The organism is Paenarthrobacter sp. NPDC089988, from assembly GCF_044748465.1.
In the GTDB taxonomy this organism is placed as follows: domain Bacteria; phylum Actinomycetota; class Actinomycetes; order Actinomycetales; family Micrococcaceae; genus Arthrobacter.
The window spans coordinates 73,069-92,360 of sequence record NZ_JBIVGD010000010.1; the positions used below are offsets into that span (position 1 = coordinate 73,069).

At 65.7% G+C, this 19,292-nt stretch carries 19 protein-coding genes and 1 pseudogene; 6 read left to right on the forward strand and 14 right to left on the reverse strand.

The window, feature by feature from the left end:
- The first annotated feature begins 5 nt into the window (after positions 1-5).
- Both moaA and ACIPV6_RS13275 read left to right on the forward strand, forming a co-directional pair.
- Positions 6-1,127, forward strand: coding sequence for a GTP 3',8-cyclase MoaA (moaA, locus tag ACIPV6_RS13270; RefSeq protein ID WP_400271326.1), 1,122 nt, complete (start codon positions 6-8; stop codon positions 1,125-1,127).
- A 5-nt stretch (positions 1,128-1,132) separates the two neighbouring features.
- On the forward strand, positions 1,133-1,399 hold the full coding sequence (locus ACIPV6_RS13275; RefSeq protein WP_400271327.1) for a MoaD/ThiS family protein: 267 nt from the start codon (positions 1,133-1,135) through the stop codon (positions 1,397-1,399).
- A 3-nt stretch (positions 1,400-1,402) separates the two neighbouring features.
- Here ACIPV6_RS13275 and ACIPV6_RS13280 read toward each other — a convergent pair whose 3' ends face one another.
- The 8 genes from ACIPV6_RS13280 to truB form a co-directional block, all read right to left on the reverse strand.
- Positions 1,403-1,894, reverse strand: a complete 492-nt coding sequence (locus tag ACIPV6_RS13280; RefSeq protein ID WP_400271328.1) for a DUF1579 domain-containing protein — start codon at positions 1,892-1,894, stop codon at positions 1,403-1,405.
- Positions 1,895-1,979: 85 nt separating this feature from the next.
- Entirely contained in the window at positions 1,980-3,332 is a 1,353-nt protein-coding gene (locus tag ACIPV6_RS13285; protein ID WP_400271329.1) for a M16 family metallopeptidase, read from the reverse strand.
- Between the two features lie 76 nt (positions 3,333-3,408).
- The gene (locus tag ACIPV6_RS13290; RefSeq protein ID WP_387433934.1) at positions 3,409-5,658 is read right to left on the reverse strand and encodes a polyribonucleotide nucleotidyltransferase; all 2,250 of its coding nucleotides are present in this window, start codon (positions 5,656-5,658) and stop codon (positions 3,409-3,411) included.
- Positions 5,659-5,894: 236 nt separating this feature from the next.
- Positions 5,895-6,164: a 30S ribosomal protein S15 gene (rpsO, locus tag ACIPV6_RS13295; protein WP_387433932.1), complete on the reverse strand. Its 270-nt coding sequence runs from the start codon at positions 6,162-6,164 to the stop codon at positions 5,895-5,897.
- A gap of 157 nt (positions 6,165-6,321) precedes the next feature.
- On the reverse strand, positions 6,322-7,305 hold the full coding sequence (locus tag ACIPV6_RS13300) for a bifunctional riboflavin kinase/FAD synthetase (RefSeq protein ID WP_400271330.1): 984 nt from the start codon (positions 7,303-7,305) through the stop codon (positions 6,322-6,324).
- Positions 7,306-7,410: 105 nt separating this feature from the next.
- Positions 7,411-7,857, reverse strand: coding sequence for a hypothetical protein (locus ACIPV6_RS13305; RefSeq protein ID WP_400271331.1), 447 nt, complete (start codon positions 7,855-7,857; stop codon positions 7,411-7,413).
- A gap of 2 nt (positions 7,858-7,859) precedes the next feature.
- On the reverse strand, positions 7,860-8,213 hold the full coding sequence (locus ACIPV6_RS13310; protein WP_400271332.1) for a hypothetical protein: 354 nt from the start codon (positions 8,211-8,213) through the stop codon (positions 7,860-7,862).
- Positions 8,214-8,215: 2 nt separating this feature from the next.
- Complete coding sequence (truB, locus tag ACIPV6_RS13315) at positions 8,216-9,163, reverse strand: tRNA pseudouridine(55) synthase TruB (protein WP_400271333.1); 948 nt, start codon at positions 9,161-9,163, stop codon at positions 8,216-8,218.
- 34 nt (positions 9,164-9,197) lie between these two features.
- Between truB and ACIPV6_RS13320 the strand changes: the two genes are divergently transcribed.
- Complete coding sequence (locus tag ACIPV6_RS13320; protein ID WP_400271334.1) at positions 9,198-10,352, forward strand: pyridoxal phosphate-dependent aminotransferase; 1,155 nt, start codon at positions 9,198-9,200, stop codon at positions 10,350-10,352.
- Positions 10,353-10,393: 41 nt separating this feature from the next.
- On the opposite strand, the gene ACIPV6_RS13325 is transcribed toward ACIPV6_RS13320, so the two are convergent.
- The 6 genes from ACIPV6_RS13325 to rimP all read right to left on the reverse strand — a co-directional run bounded on the left by ACIPV6_RS13325 (position 10,394) and on the right by rimP (position 16,641).
- Entirely contained in the window at positions 10,394-10,876 is a 483-nt protein-coding gene (locus ACIPV6_RS13325) for a nucleoside deaminase (RefSeq protein ID WP_400271335.1), read from the reverse strand.
- Between the two features lie 74 nt (positions 10,877-10,950).
- Positions 10,951-11,457: a 30S ribosome-binding factor RbfA gene (gene rbfA / locus ACIPV6_RS13330; protein ID WP_400271336.1), complete on the reverse strand. Its 507-nt coding sequence runs from the start codon at positions 11,455-11,457 to the stop codon at positions 10,951-10,953.
- Between the two features lie 78 nt (positions 11,458-11,535).
- Positions 11,536-14,403, reverse strand: a complete 2,868-nt coding sequence (infB, locus tag ACIPV6_RS13335; RefSeq protein ID WP_400271337.1) for a translation initiation factor IF-2 — start codon at positions 14,401-14,403, stop codon at positions 11,536-11,538.
- 152 nt (positions 14,404-14,555) lie between these two features.
- A complete protein-coding gene (locus tag ACIPV6_RS13340; RefSeq protein ID WP_400271338.1) occupies positions 14,556-14,972 on the reverse strand; it encodes a YlxR family protein in 417 nt (138 codons plus the stop codon).
- A gap of 77 nt (positions 14,973-15,049) precedes the next feature.
- Positions 15,050-16,030, reverse strand: coding sequence for a transcription termination factor NusA (nusA, locus tag ACIPV6_RS13345; protein WP_397323982.1), 981 nt, complete (start codon positions 16,028-16,030; stop codon positions 15,050-15,052).
- Positions 16,030-16,641 (reverse strand): ribosome maturation factor RimP, encoded by a 612-nt coding sequence (gene rimP, locus ACIPV6_RS13350; protein ID WP_400271339.1) that lies wholly within the window; start codon positions 16,639-16,641, stop codon positions 16,030-16,032. Before rimP ends, nusA begins: the two co-directional genes overlap by 1 nt.
- A gap of 105 nt (positions 16,642-16,746) precedes the next feature.
- Here rimP and ACIPV6_RS13355 point away from each other — a divergent pair, with 105 nt between their 5' ends.
- The 3 genes and pseudogenes from ACIPV6_RS13355 (at position 16,747) to ACIPV6_RS13365 (ending at position 19,290) form a co-directional block, all read left to right on the forward strand.
- The gene (locus ACIPV6_RS13355) at positions 16,747-17,799 is read left to right on the forward strand and encodes a DUF4439 domain-containing protein (protein ID WP_400271340.1); all 1,053 of its coding nucleotides are present in this window, start codon (positions 16,747-16,749) and stop codon (positions 17,797-17,799) included.
- Positions 17,800-17,921: 122 nt separating this feature from the next.
- Positions 17,922-18,248 (forward strand): annotated as a pseudogene (locus ACIPV6_RS13360) (VIT1/CCC1 transporter family protein); the annotation flags it as partial.
- 49 nt (positions 18,249-18,297) lie between these two features.
- A complete protein-coding gene (locus tag ACIPV6_RS13365) occupies positions 18,298-19,290 on the forward strand; it encodes an aminoglycoside phosphotransferase family protein (protein WP_400271418.1) in 993 nt (330 codons plus the stop codon).
- Positions 19,291-19,292 lie beyond the last annotated feature (2 nt).

Consider the following 19,292-nt stretch of genomic DNA (forward strand, 5'->3'; position numbering starts at 1 on the left):
GATATATGAGTGTTCAGCTGGGGATGCCGCCGCTTCCCGGAGGGAACGGCGCGGGTCCGGTACCGCCGCCGCGTCCGGCCGGCACGCCTGCAGGCCTCTGGGACCGCTACGGCCGCCGTGCCACTGACATGCGGTTGTCCCTGACCGACAAATGCAACCTGAGGTGCACCTACTGCATGCCCGCGGAGGGCCTGGAGTGGCTTTCCAAGCAGGCGGTCATGACCATGGATGAGATCGTCCGCATTGTCCGCGTGGGCGTAGAAGCCTTGGGCGTGCGGGAACTGCGGCTCACGGGCGGCGAGCCCCTGGTCCGGGCGGACCTCGTAGAGATCATCACGGCTTTGCGAGGCGAGCATCCGGACCTTCCCATCTCGATGACCACCAATGGTGTAGGGCTGGACAAGAAAGCCAAAGCCCTGAAAGCCGCGGGCCTGACCCGCATCAATGTCTCCCTCGATTCCCTGCACGAGGAAACCTTCACCAAACTGACGCGCCGGCCTTTCCTGGACCGTGTCCTGGCCGGCGTGGATGCCGCCTGGGCAGCGGGCCTGGGACCGGTGAAGCTGAACGCCGTGCTGATGCGGGGAATCAACGACGCCGAATCCCCGGACCTCCTCGCCTGGGCCTTGGACCGCGGCTACGAACTGCGCTTCATCGAGCAGATGCCCCTGGACGCCGACCACGGCTGGACCCGGCGCAACATGATCACGGCGGCCGAGATCCGCGGGTTGATGTCCGAGCGCTTCGTGCTCAGTGCCGATCCCCGCGAACGCGACGGCGCGCCCGCCGAGCGTTTTGAAGTACGACACCGGGACGCGGCTTCCGGTGAAGCTGCCGGGCCGGTCCTGGGCACCGTAGGTATCATCGCCTCTGTCACGGAGCCCTTCTGCTCCGACTGCCGGCGCACCCGCATCACCGCCGAAGGCAAGATCATGAGCTGCCTCTTCTCCCACGAAGAGTTCGACCTGCTTGGTCTTCTTCGGCAGGGTGCCACGGACCAGCAGCTCGCGGAACGTTGGCAGGACGCCATGTGGGTCAAGCCCAAGGCCCACGGCATGGACCACACCGGCCTGGGTGCACCCGACTTCGTGCAGCCGGACCGCAGCATGAGTGCAATCGGAGGCTGAAACCCTTGCTCGTCCGTTACTTCGCTGCCGCACGCGCGGCAGCGGGACTCGAAGAAGAAGTACACGAACTTCCGGCAGGCACCAGCCTGGAGGCACTGCTGGAAGCGGCACTCGCCGTCGAACGTCCGCAGCCGCCGGAAGGCACTCCGTCCTTGTCCCGGGTGGTTGCGCGCAGCAGCTTCCTGCGCAACGAAGTGGCCGTCCGGGACCGTGCGGCGCCGCTGGGCGCGGATGACGTCATTGATGTCCTGCCTCCCTTTGCAGGCGGCTAAGGCTCAGTCCCGCCGGAAGACGCTCTTCAACAGCGGCCTGAATGCCGGCCTGCCCTCCCCGCGCTTCGCTTCCAGCCGGAGCTCCGCGGTATGCACCAGAACATCGTCTTCAATGCGGAAGGTGTGGCGGGCGACGCCGTCGTCCGTCCTGCGTTCCAAGGTCAACACGCCCGCTGACCACAGTCCCCGCACGGGAGCGGCAGGCGGGCGGCCCATGCTGTCCACGTAGTACCACAGCGTGCCGCCGTGCCCCGGGTCCACGGTGAACATGCCGTGCCCCTCCAGGTGGGCGCCATCGGGTTCCCGGTGCCGGTAGCTCTGCACCACTGCATGTCCCCCGGCTGCCACGGTGAAAACCACCTCGGCTTCCGCAGTGCGCGCCGGACCCCACGGGGAAGACGCAATCTCGGTCAGTCCGCGCCAATGTCCAATGAACGGGCGCAGCAGCTCAGCAGCGCGTCCGGCGTCCGGGTGGTCCCGGGATGGCTGGCCCATGGCGACTCCAACGTTCGGCCTTAAAGGACAAGGCAGCATGATCGTGTGATCATGCTGCCTTGCCGGAAGTCCTGAGTCCAGAGGCTCACACGGCCTGGAGGCCGAATGTCTCGTTCTCTTCGAAAGGCCCGACGACGGTGATGGTCCGGGGAGCTGCTGCAAGCTCGCGGGCGAGTTCCTGCACTTCGTCCACCGTGACGGCCTTGATCCGGTCCAGGGTCTCGTCAATGTCCTGGAATTCTCCGGAGACAAGTTCGGCCCGGCCCAGGCGGGACATGCGGGAGCCGGTGTCTTCCAGGGCCAGGACTATCCCGCCGCTGAGCTGGCCCACGGCCTTGCGCAATTCTTCTTCCGTGATTCCATCGGCAGCCAATTTATCCAGTTCCACGCCCAGGAGTTCCAGGACCTGGGTGACCTTGGACGGCGTGCAGCCGGCGTACATGCCGAAGTAGCCGGCATCGGCATAGGCAGCAGTGAAGGAATAGGTGGAGTAGACGAGTCCGCGCTTCTCCCGGATTTCCTGGAACAAGCGCGAGGACATTCCGCCGCCCAGGACGGCATTGAGCACGCTCATCACGAACCGCCGGTCATCGGTCGCCACGATCGTGGGGCAGCCCATGATGATGTTGGCCTGCTCCACGGGACGCTTGACCACGTGGAGGCCGGCAGTCCCGGTGATGACGGCGCGGTCCGTGGCACGGCGGTCCACGGGGGCGGCTTCGGTGTCCAGCTTCCAGCCCGCCGATTCGAGCGCCGTCTGCACCAGTTCGCAGACGACGTCGTGGTCCAGGCCGCCGGCTGCGGTAATGACGAGTTCTTCGGGACGGTAATACCGCTGGTAGTGCGCCCACACCGAGTCCCTGGCCACGCCCTTGATGGCGTCTGGAGTTCCACCGATGGGACGGGCCAACGGGTGGCTGCCCAGTACCGCTGCCACGAACTTCTCGTGGGCCACATCCGTGGGGTCGTCGCTGTCCATGGCGATTTCTTCGAGGATGACGTCCCGTTCCTGCTCAAGTTCGGCAGGATCCAGGACGGCACCGGTAATCATGTCCGCGATCACGTCGATGGCCATCGGCAGGTCGGTGTCCAGGACCCGCGCGAAGTAGCACGTGCTTTCCTTGGCCGTCGCTGCGTTGGATTCGCCGCCAACTTCATCGAAGGCCGAGGCGATTTCCAGGGCGGTGCGGCGCTTGGTCCCCTTGAACAGAAGGTGCTCCAGGAAGTGGGTGGAGCCATGCTGGCCCTCGGCCTCATCCCGCGAACCTACTGCCACCCAAAAACCGATCGTGGCCGAACGCTGCCCCGGCATCGCTTCCGTGAGGACACGCACACCGCCGGGAAGGACCGAGCGCCGCACGACGGAACCGCCCTCGGCGCCGTGGATCAATTCGCCGCCGGGAAGCGTCTGCTGCAAGGGCAGGGGTACGACAGTCATTCAAACCTTTCAGATAAGCCGGAAGGGCCGGTGGACCTTTAAGCCCACCGGCCCCTTCAGGGTACTGCTTTGCAGACTACTCTGCGGATGCCTCAGCGGCCTCGGCCGGAGCGTCCTCGGAAGCGCCTTCTTCCTCGGCAACTACCGGGGAGAGGGACAGCTTGCCGCGGTCGTCGATCTTGGTGATCTCGACCTGGACCTTTTGGCCCACCGAGACGACGTCCTCCACGTTGTCCACGCGCTTGCCATTGGCCAGCTTGCGCAGTTCGGAGATGTGCAGGAGGCCGTCCTTGCCCGGGGTCAGGGAAACGAACGCGCCGAACGTGGTGGTCTTGACCACGGTGCCCAGGTAGCGCTCACCGACTTCCGGAACCTGCGGGTTGGCGATGGCGTTGATGGCCGAACGTGCGGCATCGGCGGACGGGCCGTCGGTTGCGCCGATGTAGACGGTGCCGTCGTCCTCGATGGAGATGTCCGCGCCCGTGTCTTCCTGGATCTGGTTGATCATCTTGCCCTTGGGGCCAATGACCTCACCGATCTTGTCAACGGGGATCTTCACTGCGATGACGCGCGGTGCGAACTCGGAGAGCTCGTCCGGGGTGTCGATCGCTGCGTTGATGACCTCAAGGATGTGGAGGCGGGCTTCACGGGCCTGCTTCAGGGCAGCGGCCAGGACGGAAGCCGGGATGCCGTCGAGCTTGGTGTCCAGCTGGATGGCCGTGACGAACTCGGAGGTACCGGCGACCTTGAAGTCCATGTCGCCGAAGGCGTCTTCGGCGCCGAGGATGTCCGTCAGCGCTGCGTAGCGGGTCTGGCCGTCAACCTGGTCGGAAACCAGGCCCATGGCGATACCAGCGACTGCTGCCTTCAGCGGCACACCTGCATTGAGCATGGACAGGGTGGAAGCACAGACCGAACCCATGGAGGTGGAGCCGTTGGAGCCCAGTGCCTCGGAGACCTGGCGGATGGCGTACGGGAATTCCTCACGCGTGGGGAGGACCGGAACCAGAGCGCGCTCAGCGAGGGCACCGTGGCCGATTTCGCGGCGCTTCGGGGAGCCAACACGGCCCGTCTCACCGGTGGAGTACGGCGGGAAGTTGTAGTTGTGCATGTAGCGCTTGCGCGTTACCGGCGACAGCGAATCGATCTGCTGCTCCATCTTGAGCATGTTCAGCGTGGTGACACCCATGATCTGGGTCTCGCCGCGTTCGAAGATGGCCGAACCATGAACGCGGGGAAGAACCTCCACCTCGGCGGTGAGCTGGCGGATGTCCGTCAGGCCACGGCCGTCGATGCGGATCTGGTCCTTGAGGATACGCTGGCGCACAACGTGCTTGGTGACCGAACGGAAAGCAGCGGAAAGCTCCTTCTCGCGGCCTTCGAAATCTGCGGCGAGTGCGCCGAGGACTTCGTCCTTGAGCTCGTCCGAAGCGTTGTCACGCTCCTGCTTGTCGGCGATCTGGAAGACGGCAGCAAGCTTGTCGGCAGCGGCAGCTTCCACGGCGGCGTAGGCGTCATCCTGGTAGTCGAGGAAGACGGGGAACTCCACGGTGGGCTTGGCGGCGCGTGCAGCCAGGTCGGCCTGTGCCTCGCACAAAGCCTTGATGAACGGCTTGGCAGCCTCGAGGCCCTCGGAAACAACCTCTTCGGTGGGAGCGGTTGCGCCCTGTTCCTTGATGAGGTTCCAGGAGTTGTCCGTTGCTTCGGCTTCGACCATCATGATCGCGACGTCGTCGCCTGCGATGCGGCCGGCGACAACCATGTTGAAGACAGCGTTCTCAAGCTGCGAGTGCTTGGGGAAAGCCACCCACTGCGAACCCTGCTCGTCGGCGATGAGGGCGACGCGCACGCCACCGATCGGGCCGGAGAACGGCAGGCCGGAGAGCTGCGTGGACATGGAGGATGCATTGATGGCAACGACGTCGTAGAGCTCGTCCGGGTTGATGGCCAGGACGGTGACGACGATCTGGACTTCGTTGCGGAGGCCCTTGACGAAGGCCGGACGCAGCGGGCGGTCCATGAGGCGGCAAGCCAGGATGGCCTCGGTGGACGGACGGCCTTCGCGGCGGAAGAACGAGCCCGGGATGCGGCCCGCGGCGTACATGCGCTCTTCGACGTCGACCGTCAGCGGGAAGAAGTCGAAGCCTTCACGCGGCTGCTTGCCCGCGGTGGTGGCGGACAGGAGTGCGGTGTCGTCATCGATGTAGACCATCGAAGCGCCGGCGGCCTGCTTGGCAAGGCGGCCGGTTTCGAAGCGGATGACGCGCTTGCCGAAACGGCCGTTGTCAATGATCGCTTCGGAGAACTGGATTTCGGGACCCTCCATGAGAGTCACCTCCGTTTCTGGTAGCGGAAGTCCGCCGCATCAACCCAGGCCCCTTCTTTATTACTGGCCTGTACTACACCCGGTCATCGATCGAGACCCACGGGCTGCACCGTCTCCGGTGCCCATCCCGGGAATCACTACCGAGGACCGCGAATGCGCGATGCGGTTGATTCCTGTTTTTAGTTGTTGAAGAAGGCGGCCCGTTCCGCAAGGGACCGGGCCGCCCAAAAGGCAGACTAGCGGCGCAGGCCGAGACGCTCGATGAGCGAACGGTAGCGGGCGATGTCGGTGTCCTTCAGGTAGGAAAGCATGCGCTTGCGGCGACCAACCAGTGCGAGCAGGCCGCGCTGGGTGTGGAAGTCGTGCTTGTGCGCCTTCATGTGCTCAGTCAGATCCTTGATCCGCTGGGTCAGGACTGCAACCTGGACCTCGGGCGAACCGGTGTCGCCTTCAGAGGTTGCGTATTCCTTGATGATGGACTGCTTTACAGCGGCGTCAAGTGCCACGTGAACTCCTAGAGTTGTGCCGTGCTTCCCGATGCAGCGCCTCGCTGACGGGTTGCTTCCAGTGCGTCACCGCACATAAAAACAGGTCCAGCTGCCACGGACTGCGGCCGGAACCATTCATCAGTTTACCGGCAGGTAAGCGGTGTTGTCGAAAGCGCTAGCCCTGGGCCAAAAGCTCGTGGGCCTGGGCAACGTCGAGGTTCATCTGTTCCACCAGCGCCTCCGGCCCCCGGTAGGCCACCATGCCGCGCAGGCGCTGGGTGAATTCCACTGCCACGGTCTGTCCGTAGAGGTTGAAATCCTCAACTTTCTCGTGTGGACGATCTATCACGTGGGCCTCCACCTGCCGGCTCACGCCGTCGAAAGTGGGGTTGGAGCCAACGGAAATCGCTGCCGGCCACCGGGTGCCCGCCTGGTCGATCAGCCATCCTGCGTAGATCCCGTCAGCAGGTACGTACCCGGTGGAATCGTGGGCCAGGTTGGCCGTGGGGAAGCCAAGGTCACGGCCGCGGGCGGCACCATGGACCACTTCGCCCCTCATGCGGTGCGGCCGGCCCAGCACTGCGGCCGCCGTGACCACGTCGCCCTCGGCCAAGGCATCACGCACCCAGGTGGAGGAACAACGGCGGTCGGCATCGCCGTCGTGATGCACCGGGAAGCCTCCCGCGCCGAACTCGTTGACCACCTGCACGCTGAAGCCCAACTCGTCGCCGATTTCCTGCATGGTGTCCACGTCGCCCACGTTGCCCGCACCGAAGCGGAGATCGTGCCCCACCACCACGTGGGCTGCGCGAAGGCCGTCCACCAGGATGTCCCGGACGAATTCCAAGGGAGTCATCGCCGCAAGGTCAAGGGTGTACTTCATGACCAGGACCGCATCCACGCCCGTGGATCCAAGGGCGTCGAGCTTGTCCTGAAGGCCCATGATGAGCTCTGGCGCGGACTCGGGCCGGTGCACCTGCGCCGGATGGGGATCGAACGTGACAGCGACGGCAGGAATGCCGTGGCGCTTGGCCGTCCGGGTCAGTTGGGCGAGAACGTGCTGGTGGCCCCGATGGACGCCGTCAAAGTTGCCGATGGTAACGACAGTCGGTCCGAAGTCCGCGGGGACCTCGGTGGGATCGTTCCAGATGTGGACCATCAACCTCGCCTTTTACTGCTGATTTTCGTTGCACCCGGCAACCATCCGGCGCCGGAACATTCTAAGGTTACCCGCAATGCCCCACTGCTGAGGGACGGTCACGGATCAGGAGGGCCGGCGGCGGTTCAGCCAGAGCAGGCCCAGTACGGGAAGGACCAAGGGGACGAAACCGTAGCCGCGGCCAAAGAGGGACCACACAGTATCGTGCGGGAACGCCACCGGATCGAAGAGGCTCACGGCCCCCACCACCAGGACGCCTACCAGCTCCACCAGCACGGCGGTCAAGGACACCTTGAACCACGTGCGTCCTGGCTTGGCCAGGGAGATGGTGGCCACGATGTACACCAGGGCGGCGAAGGCGGAAAGGATGTGCGCCAAGGGGGCCTCGGAGAACTTGGTGGCGATCTGGTAGCCGGCCCGGGCCGTGGCCGAGAGGGCAAAGACGGCGTAGACCGCGATCAGCAAACGGCCCGGACCCGTGTTGCGGGTGTCGTTCTTCTGCTTTCCGGAGGCTTCGGTCTCGGTTCCAGTCACGTTGTTTTCTTCCTTCAAGGTCAGTACCAGATCTGGTTCATGCGCGCCGCCATGACCAGGGCGGTGACGCCCACGGCAGCCAGGACAAAGTTGCTCCACCGGGTTCTTTCGAGGATGGACCAGTACACGGCGCCCAGCGGGATTATGAGCGCGGTGATGAGGTAGCCCCAGAATTCCCAGGGCTCCCCCGCCATCTGCTCCCCCAGGGCAACGCGGACGATCGAGCCGACGAGGTACACCATCAATGCGGCTTCGACGGCCAGCACCGAAAAGATGGTGACGTCGTTGGGAGCTTTCTTCAACAGGCCGGCCACCACGCACGTGATGGTGGAAACCAGCCCGACGATCAGGATGGAGTAGAAATACCAGTCCATGGTTAGCTGTCCGTCCCGGTTCCCGCGCCGGCACCTGTCCCCGGACCCGTCCCCGGGGCAAAGACCAGTACGGGTTTGGCGAAGCTTCCGGCATCGGCCAGGAGCGCAACGAGCTCACCCGACGGCGCGAAGGCTGCGGCGGGATTCTCGACGGTAGCAGCATTGGCGGAACCGGCACCCGGTCCGGCGGCAATCCGGCGGCCAAAGGAAATCTCGGTGGTTTCGTCCTCGGTGAGGTCTCGGTTGGGCATCAAAGCCCGCGCAGCGACGGACATCTCCAGCACGTCAAGCTCATCGGCCAGTTGCTCAAGGGTCCGCGCCTGCCCGATGCCGTACGGACCCACCTGCGTGCGGCGCAGCGCTGTGAGGTGTCCCCCCACGCCCAGCCCGTTTCCGAGGTCGCGGGCCAAGGCACGGATGTACGTGCCGGACGAACATTCCACGGTGACGTCGACGTCCATTACCCTGCCGCCGTCGATCCTTTCCATGCCGTGCACCTCGAAACGGTGGATAGTGACCGGGCGGGCGGCGAGCTTTACTTCCTCGCCGGAGCGCACGCGGGCGTAGGAACGCTCGCCGTTGACCTTGATGGCGCTGACGCTGCTGGGCACCTGTTGGATGGGGCCGGTCAGGGCTACAACACCTGCGGCGATCGCTTCCTCGGTGATGTCCGCGGCGCTCCGGGCCTTAGTGACTTCGCCTTCAGCGTCATCGGTGATGGTGCTTTCACCCAGCCGGATGGTGGCGGTGTAGGTCTTGGACGTGCCAACGATGTACGTCAACAGGCGGGTGGCCTTGTTGATCCCGATCACCAGGACTCCGGTGGCCATGGGGTCGAGCGTGCCCGCATGGCCCACTTTCCGGGTACCGGCCAGCCGCCGCATCCGTCCAACCACGTCATGGCTGGTCCATCCCTGCGGTTTGTCAACGATCACCAGTCCAGAAAGCACGCTTACCAGTATATGGGTGGCTAGGATGGCTCCCATGCCTGAGCTTGCCGAGCACGTCCGCGACGTCCCCGTGAACCAGATCCGCGAAATCACCGAGGCGGCGTGGTCCACTCCCGGCGCGATCGTCCTCAGCATCGGCGAACCGGGGTTTCCGCTGGCCCGGCACGTCCTGGATGCCGGGATCGCCTGCCTGGACCGGGATGAGACCAACTACACTCCCAACGCCGGCATCCCGGCACTGCGCGAAGCGTTCGCCGCAAGGTTCCGGGCACAACAACGCGTGGACGTAGGAGCTGAACGGGTCTACGTGGTGGACGGCGCCCAGCAAGGCCTGCACTTCGTCATGAGCATGCTCCTTGCGCCCGGCGACGAAATCCTGATTCCGAACCCCGGCTACCCCACCTTCGCCATGACGAGCCACCTCCTGCACGCAATCCCCGTGCACTATCCGCTGTATCCGGAGAACGACTTCCAGCCGCGTATCGAGGACATCGAGGCACTTATTTCGCCGCGCACCAAGGTACTGATGCTGAACTCGCCCTCCAACCCCTTGGGCGCGGTGATCGGCGAGGACGCGATGCGCCAGCTGGTGGAACTGGCTGCCAGGAATGACCTGTGGGTCATCTCGGACGAATGCTACGAGGCCTTCACGTTCGAGGTACCGCACGTGAGTCCGGCCCGCTTCGACAGCAGCGCTCCAGGCAAGGCGAGGGTCTTTACGTCCTTGACGTTGTCCAAGACCTACGGGCTGACGGGCCTGCGCATCGGCGCACTGATCTGTCCGCCGGGGTTGGAGAAGACCATGAACAACGTTATGGAGTCGATCGTCTCCTGCGTCGCTTCGCCATCCCAGTACGCGGCCTTGGCGGCTTTGACCGGCCCCCAGGACTACGTCGAAGAGGCGCGCAGGCACTACCGGGGCAACCGCGACGCGGCGTCGGCCATCCTTGCGGCCAAGGGAATTCCGTTCCTGGGAGCCCAGGGTGCCTTCTACCTGTGGGCCGATGTGTCCCACGTGAGCGACGGCAACGTCCGGGCGTGGGTGCGCGCCTTCCTGGCCGAATCCGGCGTCGCCTTCGCACCCGGTACGGCTTTCGGGTCCATTGGCGAAGGCTGGATCAGGATTGCGTTGTGCGGCAGCCGGGAGGACCTGCTCGACGGCGTCGCGCGCCTGCCTGCCCGGGCGTAAGTGGCGCGGGGCTGCTGGACCGGGACGCCGCCGTCGGGCATTCAGTAGTCGGTGCGTCCGGCGTTGCTCCGCCACGCTTCAAAAGGCGTGTCGGCTGAGGCCAGCGGCGAATGCTCCACGGGGAGCAGGTCGGGGCGTTCGCCGGCAAAGTATTCATAGAACAGGGCGTCGTCGAAGCCTGCACGCGCGGCACCGTGCCGGTCCGCGGCAAAGTAGACCCGTCCGATCCTGGCCCATAGAGTGGCGGACAAGCAGAGCGGGCACGGTTCGCAACTGGCGTAGAGCACCGAACCACTGAGATCGAACGTTCCGGTCTCTGCTGCTGCCCGGCGGATCGCCACGACCTCCGCGTGGGCCGTGGGATCGTTGTCCCGGGTGACACGGTTCACTCCCTCATGCACTGCGCCGTCGGGCGTCACCACGACGGCGCCAAAGGGACCACCGCCGTCGGATACGTTGCGGACGGCAAGCCCGATGGCGCGTTCAAGGTATTCGTTCCGCTGCTGGTCATTGTGAGCCGACATGCTCCGATCTTAGCGATGCCGGGCAGCAGAAAGGCCGGCTCCCTGCACGGGAACCGGCCTTTGCGCTGTGCTTGCTAGCGGCGGTTGGCGTCCTCGTCGAGGTCGTCCTCGTCGGAGAGGTCCGTGTCCTCTTCGTCGAAGTCGTCTTTGTCGATCTCGTGCGCGGAGTCGCCCTTGTAGGGATCGGCCTCGCCCGCGTGCTTTGCCCCCGCAGCCAAGGCGGCTACTTCGGCGTCGCGGCGCTTGGCCTCGCGCAGCAGTTCTTCAAGGTTCGAGGCGTTGACCGGAATCTGGTCGGCCACGAATTCGAGGGTGGGCGTCAGCCGCACGGTGATGTTGCGGCCAACTTCCTGCCGCAGGACACCCTTGGCCTTCTCCAAGGCCTTCGCAGCGTCCGCGTGGGCAACCTCGTCGCCGAACACCGTGTAGTAGACGGTGGCGTGCTGGAGATCGTTGGTGACGCGGGCGTCGGTTACGGTGATGGGCTCGACGCGCGGATCCTTGACCCGACGGCCGAGTGCCTCGGCAACCACCACCTTGATCCGTTGTGCCAACTTGGCAGCGCGTGCCGGATCAGCCATGACTTCCTCCTGGAAAGTAGAAACGGGAACGGAACGGGCCCGCCGGGACAACCCTGGCGGACCCGCTCCGAACGGAACCTAGACGCGCGGCTTTTCGCGCATCTCGAAGGTCTCGATGATGTCGCCTTCGGCGATGTCGTTGTACGAGCCCAGGCCAATACCACACTCGAAGTCGGTACGGACTTCGGTGGCGTCGTCCTTGAACCGCTTGAGGGTCTCGACGGTGAGGTTGTCACCGATGACCTTGCCGTCGCGGCTGACGCGTGCCTTGGTGTTACGGCGGATGATGCCCGTGCGGACGATCGAGCCGGCGATGTTGCCGAACTTGGAGGAACGGAACACTTCGCGGACCTCGGCGGTACCCAGCTGGACTTCCTCGTACTCCGGCTTGAGCATGCCCTTGAGGGCCATCTCGATGTCATCGATTGCTGCGTAGATGACGGAGTAGAAGCGCATGTCCACACCTTCGCGGTCGGCCAGTTCGGCCACCCGCTCGGCAGGCTTGACGTTGAAGCCGATGATGATGGCGTTGTCCACCGTCGCCAGGTTGACGTCGTTCTGCGTGATGGCACCCACACCGCGGTGGATGACACGGAGCTGAACGTCGTCGTCTCCCACGTCGATCTTGAGCAGGGCGTCTTCGAGGGCTTCCACGGCACCGGAAACGTCACCCTTGAGGATGAGGTTGAGGGTGTCGATCTTCCCTTCGGCGACGGCCTGGTCGAAGTCTTCCAGGCTGATGCGCTTGCGGCGCTTGGCCAGGGCAGCGTTGCGGTCCGCAGCTTCACGCTTCTCGGCGATCTGGCGGGCAGTACGCTCGTCCGGCGTCACCAGGAAGGTGTCACCTGCACGCGGCACGTTGGACAGGCCGAGGACCTGGACCGGGCGGGACGGCAGGGCGACATCGAGCGCCTCGCCGTTCTCGTCGAACATCGCACGGACACGGCCGTGGGCCGTGCCGGCAACGATCGTGTCGCCGACGGCCAAGGTACCGGACTGTACCAGGACGGTGGCCACGGAACCGCGGCCCTTGTCCAGGTTCGCTTCGATGGCAATGCCTCGAGCGTCCTTGTCCGGGTTGGCACGCAGGTCCAGGGCAGCGTCCGCGGTGAGGAGGACGGCTTCGATCAGTTCGTCGATGTTAAGGTTCTGGCGGGCAGAGACCTCCACGAACATGGTGTCGCCACCGTATTCCTCGGGAACCAGGCCGTACTCGGTCAGCTGGCCCTTGACCTTGTCAGGGTTGGCGCCTTCCTTGTCGATCTTGTTCACGGCAACCACGATCGGCACCTCGGCGGCCTGGGCGTGGTTCAACGCTTCAACCGTCTGCGGCATGACGCCGTCGTCGGCTGCGACCACCAGGATCGCGATGTCCGTGACCTTGGCACCACGGGCACGCATGGCGGTGAACGCCTCGTGACCCGGGGTATCGATGAAGGTGATGTCGCGGGGAGTGCCTTCGTGGACGTGGCTGATCTGGTAAGCACCAATGTGCTGCGTGATGCCACCGTGCTCGCCGGCCACAACGTTGGAGTTGCGGATGGCGTCAAGGAGGCGGGTCTTACCGTGGTCAACGTGGCCCATGACGGTCACTACCGGCGGACGGGCCTCGAGGACGTCGTCGCCCTCGGCGTCCAGTTCACCCTGGAGGTCGATGTCGAACGAGTCGAGCAGCTCGCGCTCTTCGTCTTCCGGCGAGACAACCTGCAGCTTGTAGCCGAGTTCGGCACCGAGCAAGGCGAAGGTGTCTTCGTCGAGGGACTGGGTAGCCGTTGCCATTTCACCGAGGTGGAACAGCACGGTCACCAGCGAGGCCGGGTTGGCATCGATCTTCTCGGCGAAGTCGGTGATGGAGGAACCACGGCGCAAGCGGATGATGGTCTCGCCATCGCCGCGGGGTACGGTCACGCCGCCCAGCGACGGAGCGCTCATCTGCTCCAGTTCCTGGCGCTTCGCGCGCTTCGACTTGCGCTGCTTGCCACGGCCTGCGCCGCCCTTGCCGAAGGCACCCTGGGTGCCACCGCGACCGCGGCCACCCTTGCCGAAGCCACCGCCGGCGGGAGCTCCGCCACCGGTGCCTCCACCAGGAGCGCCACCCGGACGGCCAGGACCACCCGGACGGCCGGGACCACCGGGACGGCCACCCGTGGGGGCCGGACGCTCAGTACGGTTGGGCATCATGCCCGGAGTAGGACGGTTTCCGCCAGGGCCGCCGCCGGGACGCGGAGCTCCCGGGCGGGGAGCGCCGGGGCGCGGAGCACCGGGACGCGGGCCGCCGGAACCGGCTGCCGGACGGGGACCGCCTGCACCGGCAGCGGGACGCGGACCACCGGGGCGTTCGCCTTCAGTGCGGCCGCCCGGGCGGGGCATGCCCTGGGACGTTGCAAACGGGTTGTTGCCCGGACGCGGCGGACGCTCACCATCGCCACCACGGCCGCGGGGCATGCCCTGCGAGGTGGCGAACGGGTTGTTTCCGGGGCGCGGACCACCGGGGCGCGGAGCCTGGCCGCCGCCGGAACGTCCCTGGGCCGGGGCGTCTGCCTTGGGAGCAGGACGAGCGCCGGGCTTTGCGGACACCGGGGTGGAGGCTGCCGGAGCAGCCGGGGTTGCCGGTGCAGCGGGGGCCGACGGGGCGGGAGCAGCAGGTGCTGCAGGGGCCGCCGGAGCCGAAGCGGCCGGAGCCTTGGGGGTTGCCGGACCCGGCGCCGGAGCGGCCGGACGGGACGGAGCCGGTGCTGCGGGACGGTTTGCAGCGGGGGCGGCGGGCGCTGCCGACTTTGCGGCACCTGCACCCGGGTAGGCGTCGCGAAGCTTCTTCACGACGGGGGCCTCAATGGTTGAAGAGGCGGAGCGAACGAATTCGCCCAATTCCTGCAGTTTGGTTACTGCATCTTTGGAAGTGATACCGAGCTCTTTGGCGAGCTCATGTACGCGGACCTTGGCCACATTTCTCCTGTCTCGGTCCGCACCGAGCCAGGCACGAACCGTCTACTTCTTACTGCGGGCCCTTGCCGCTTCCACGGCGGAAAGGCCCTTTGCAGAGCGCAACAAAGTTGTCATCGTTACGCACTCATCGCTGGGAACTCATCGGGTTTCCATCAGATTTCTGACCCGCTTTCAGGTTTGGACGGTTTTCCCGTGGCGACCGGGGCCTCCACAAGTGGCATGCCGGACATGAAACGGCGCTCGACGGCGGTGGTTTCGGTTACGCCCGCAAGGGCCCTTCCGAAAGCGCGCCGCTTGATCGCCAATGCCAGGCACTTTTCGTTGGGATGCAGCCACGCACCCCTGCCGGCCATCCGGCGTCGTTCATCCACTACGACAACGGGGGAACCGCTGCCCTGGGCGACCAGCCGGACAAGCTCGGACCGGGAGCCATGCTTCCGGCATCCGATACAGGTGCGAACAGGCCCAGCCGCGTGGCCATGGCCGTGCTCAGGCAGTTCAGCCACGATGTGTCCCACAGCTGCGCATGCCCCTCTACGAACGGATACCGGACGTAAGCCCGGTTCCATCTATTCTAGCCCCCTGCCCCTGACAGCCGAAACCGGGGACCCATCGAGCGCGGCGCAGACGCGCCGCGCCGGCTCTCCTAGTCGGTCTTCGCCGGCGCCGCGTCAGAGACGATGTCGATCCGCCAGCCCGTCAGTTTCGCCGCGAGCCGGGCGTTCTGGCCTTCCTTGCCGATGGCCAGTGAAAGCTGGTAGTCCGGGACCACCACGCGGGCGGACCGGGTGGCCTCGTCCGTAATGGTGACCGAAGTCACCCTCGAAGGAGACAGCGAGTTGGCGATGAAGGTGGCGGCATCGTCGCTGAAATCGACGATGTCGATCTTTTCGTCATTGAGCTCGGTCATGACGGCGCGGACACGCGAACCCATTTCACCGATGCAGGCACCCTTGGCGTTGACGCCGGCAGCGTTGGCCTTCACCGCAATCTTGGTGCGGTGACCAGCCTCTCGGGCCAGGGCCACGATCTCCACCGAGCGGTCCGCGATCTCCGGCACTTCCATTTCGAAGAGCTTGCGGACAAGCCCGGGGTGCGATCGGGACAAGGTGATGGACGGACCCTTGGCCCCGCGGTGGACGTCAACCACGAAGGCGCGGAGCCGGCTGCCGTGGAGGTACTTCTCGCCGGGGACCTGTTCCGGCGGCGGAAGCAGTGCCTCAACCGTGCCGAGGTTGACCTGGATCATGTGCGGGTTGTTGCCCTGCTGGATCATGCCCGCCACGAGCTCGCCTTCGCGGCCCTTGAATTCGCCCAGCACGTTGTCATCCTCAACATCGCGCAGCCGCTGGAGGATGATCTGGCGTGCGGTGCTGGCTGCGATGCGGCCAAAGCCGGCCGGGGTGTCCTCGAACTCGCCCACGGCCTCGCCGTCGTCGTCCAGTTCGGTGGCCCAAATAGTTACGTGGCCACTCTTGCGGTCCAGTTCGGCGCGGGCCTTCTCAAAGGCGCCGGGCGTCTTGTGGTAGGCCACCAGCAAGGCTTGCTCGATGGTGGGGATCAGGAGGTCCAGCGGGATTTCACGCTCACGCTCCAAGAGCCTCAGTGCGCTCATATCAATATCCATTAGGCCTCCTCGGAAGGTCCATTGTGTTCGTCTGCCAGCCCGGCCTCGTGGAGGTGGCTGAATTCAATCTCGACTTTTCCGTGGCGGATCCTGTCGAAAGGAATGGTGATGGGGTCACCCTGCTTGGGCTTCATGCCCTTCTTGACCTCATGCTCGGGGATGAGCGTCACGGCATCATCCTCCACCGAGGCGATGCGGCCAGTGAGGTTCTCGCCCTGGATGACGTTGACCTTCACCATCCGCCCACGGGCGCGGTGCCAGTGGCGGGGTTCGGTCAGGGGGCGACCCACGCCGGGTGAGGAAACCTCGAGGTCATACGGGCGCCCGTCGTCCTGGGGATCGTTGTCCAGGATGTCTGACAGGCCGCGGGAAACGTCCGCAATCGCATCCAGGCTCACTCCCCCGGTTTCTTCCTGGGGGAGGTCCACCACGACGTGGACGGTGCGGTGTGAGCCTGCAACGTGGATGGCAACATCCTCGAGGTAGAGCCGGTTGGCCAGGACAGCCGGTTCCAGCAGGGCCTTGAGCCTGCTTTCTTCCGGGTTGCGGATGGTGGCCGTCGAGTTGGTGTCAGTACGGTCTGTTGAAGTCGTGGCTTCCGAGTCACTCACGCTGCCCGCCGCCTCCCGATAGATGTTGTTGTGACTACTAGCCTAACGATTTTCAGAACAACATGGTGCACGGAGTTCGCCCCACACGTGACACCATGGTGTGTTGTGAACGAGCAAGCAAGTGAAAAACGGCCATCCCGCCACTGGGTCCGGATTGCGATCGTTTCGATCGTCGCCCTGCTCGTGATCGGCACCGGCATGGTCCTTCTTCCCCGGGATTCCGGGGAACCGGCGGCCGTTCCCTTCTCGGAGACAGCACGTAGCGGCGCTTTCCACGACGCCCTTGCGCTTCGGGATTCGGCGTCCTCGCTCGCTGCCTCGCCCTCCTCAGGTGTCGGAGCCGGCACCTGGAAGGGTTCTGTGACATTGCTGACAACCCATGCCCAGGCCCTGATGTCCCCGGTAGCATCAGGTCCTTCCTCCCCCGTTTCCAGCAGTGCTCCCGCCCCGGAACCAACGGCGTCTTCCTTTATCGCGGACCTGGCCGCGAGCGGCCGGAAGCGGCTTGACGACGCCAAGCAGGCCGACGCCGGAACCGCCCGGCTGCTCGCCGCCGTCGGGACCGCCCAGGTCCTGGACGCCGAACGGCTGGCAAGCCTGTTGAAGCTCCCCATTCCCTCTGCTGGTCCGGACAAGAAAGCAACAGCGTCCACGCAGGCAAGAACCTCATGCCCCTCGGTGAGCCCGACGCCGGAGCCCACAGCAGCCACGACGGATGCCGCCCTGGCCGCCGCAGTGCGGTCCGAGCACCAGGCCGTGTATGTCCACCAAGTAGCACTCAAGCGCCTGGATGCAGCGGCCGCTGTGACCGCCGCCAAGGCGCTCAGCACCCATGAGCGCCTCTTGGAACAGGCGGAATCCCTCACCCGGCTCAATTGCGGTGACGTCCCCACCCGGGAGGCCGGCTACAGCCTCTCAACACAGTTCGCCGGGGACCCTGCCGCGGCACTGGGCACCTTGGAAGCGGAATCCCTGCCGGTGTTCGGCGATCTCGTGGCCCTGTCCACCGGTCCCACCCGGGAGTGGGCCGTGGAAACGCTGCTGGCCGCTGCCCGCCGCGGTGCAGCGTGGGGTGCTGCCCAGCCGTCACTGCCGGGACTCAAGCTCGACGACGGCGACCTGCCGCAGCTGCCTTCCCCCGCTTCCAGCCGGGGGTAGGCCAGCCTTGCCATGCTGGCGGAGACTGCATGGCGGTGCTTGGCTGGGTGCATGGCTTCAGCAGGACCTGCCACGATGCACGGGAACGAACCACACCGCGACGACCTCGCCCACCGGCTCATGCGTTGGCCGCCCACCTGTCCGCCGAGCTGAACATCCAGGAGGACGACATCGTCAGCCCATGGAATGCTGCCCTCGCTTCCGCGGTCGCCTTCACGCTCGGAGCCATCCTCCCGATGCTGGCCATCCTCCTCCCGCCTCCCGGCCTTAGGGTGCCGTTGACGTTCGCCGCAGTGCTGCTCGCCCTGGCGGTCACGGGTGCCGTGGGTGCGTGGATCGGCGGTGCCTCCAGGTTCCGGGCGGCTGCGCGGGTGGTCCTGGGCGGTGCGCTGGCGCTGGCCGCGACGTTCTCCATCGGCAGCCTATTGGGCGCCAGCGGCGTTTTCTGACAGCCCGGGAGCGCCGCGGCGCTAGGCTGATCGCGTGAGAATCCACGCCATGATCCCCATCCCGGGCGAGCTGCACGCCAGGTACAACCGCGATTCCGCGGGACGCGACTGGCTGGCAAGCCTGCCTGGGCTCATCCGGGACTCCCTGGACCGGTGGAACCTGACGGTGGACCTGGCCCCGGGAACGGAACCTTGGAGCGGCCACGGCGCCTTGGTGGTTCCTGTCCTCCGGGACCGCGCCCAGGGCGCCCTCAAGATCGCCTACCCCCATGACGAAGCCTTGGTGGAGCGGCATGCGTTGACCCTGTGGAACGGCCACGGGGCCGTACGGATGCTGGAGTCGGATGCAGGCAGCTGCTCCATGCTGCTCGAGCGCCTTGATGCCTCTGCCTGGCTGCAGGACGCTCCCCTGGATGTGGCCCGCGATGCCTGGGGTGGCATTACGCGTCGCCTCTCCATCAGCCCCGACGAGCGGCCGCAGTGGCGGGCGTTCGAGCACGTGGCCGCGACGGCGGAGCGTTGGAGTGATGAACTGCCTCAGGACTGGGAACAGCTCAACCGCCCCTTCCCCCGCTGGCTGCTGGAGGCAGCCCTCGAGGTCTGCCAGACCCGGGGAGCGGTTGGCCGCCGTTCCAGCAGGGACGTGCTGGTACACACCGACCTGCACTACATGAACATCCTTGCCGCGCGCGACGGCGGCGAATACCTTGCGATCGACCCGCAGCCGCAGGTTGGCGAAGCCGAGTTCGGGGTTGCGCCGGTCCTGTGGAACCGCATCAAGGATCTCCCGCGCACCTCACCGGAGACGGCTTTGCGGGAACGGTGTGCCGACTTCAGCCTCGCCGCTGGCCTGGACCCGGAAATTGCCCGGCAATGGGGCGTCGCGAGGGAAGTGGACAATGCCCTGTGGTACGCCCGGAAACCGGGGCATGCGGGCGATCTGGCCCGTTCCCTCTGGGTGGCCAGTACGCTCGCCGGCAAGGCATTGGCGGACCTCCCGTCCGCGCACGACCTCCCCGGTCCGGGCGGGGCGGTCACCTGAGG

What these genes read in the sequence shown, in the direction of transcription:
- moaA (WP_400271326.1), top strand. Translation starts at nt 6, where the DNA reads ATGAGTGTTCAGCTGGGGATGCCGCCGCTTCCCGGAGGGAACGGCGCG.
- ACIPV6_RS13280 (WP_400271328.1), bottom strand. Translation starts at nt 1,894, where the DNA reads ATGGGCCAGCCATCCCGGGACCACCCGGACGCCGGACGCGCTGCTGAG.
- ACIPV6_RS13285 (WP_400271329.1), bottom strand. Translation starts at nt 3,332, where the DNA reads ATGACTGTCGTACCCCTGCCCTTGCAGCAGACGCTTCCCGGCGGCGAA.
- ACIPV6_RS13290 (WP_387433934.1), bottom strand. Translation starts at nt 5,658, where the DNA reads ATGGAGGGTCCCGAAATCCAGTTCTCCGAAGCGATCATTGACAACGGC.
- ACIPV6_RS13300 (WP_400271330.1), bottom strand. Translation starts at nt 7,305, where the DNA reads ATGGTCCACATCTGGAACGATCCCACCGAGGTCCCCGCGGACTTCGGA.
- ACIPV6_RS13310 (WP_400271332.1), bottom strand. Translation starts at nt 8,213, where the DNA reads ATGGACTGGTATTTCTACTCCATCCTGATCGTCGGGCTGGTTTCCACC.
- ACIPV6_RS13320 (WP_400271334.1), top strand. Translation starts at nt 9,198, where the DNA reads ATGCCTGAGCTTGCCGAGCACGTCCGCGACGTCCCCGTGAACCAGATC.
- ACIPV6_RS13325 (WP_400271335.1), bottom strand. Translation starts at nt 10,876, where the DNA reads ATGTCGGCTCACAATGACCAGCAGCGGAACGAATACCTTGAACGCGCC.
- rbfA (WP_400271336.1), bottom strand. Translation starts at nt 11,457, where the DNA reads ATGGCTGATCCGGCACGCGCTGCCAAGTTGGCACAACGGATCAAGGTG.
- ACIPV6_RS13340 (WP_400271338.1), bottom strand. Translation starts at nt 14,972, where the DNA reads ATGGAACCGGGCTTACGTCCGGTATCCGTTCGTAGAGGGGCATGCGCA.
- nusA (WP_397323982.1), bottom strand. Translation starts at nt 16,030, where the DNA reads ATGGATATTGATATGAGCGCACTGAGGCTCTTGGAGCGTGAGCGTGAA.
- ACIPV6_RS13365 (WP_400271418.1), top strand. Translation starts at nt 18,298, where the DNA reads ATGATCCCCATCCCGGGCGAGCTGCACGCCAGGTACAACCGCGATTCC.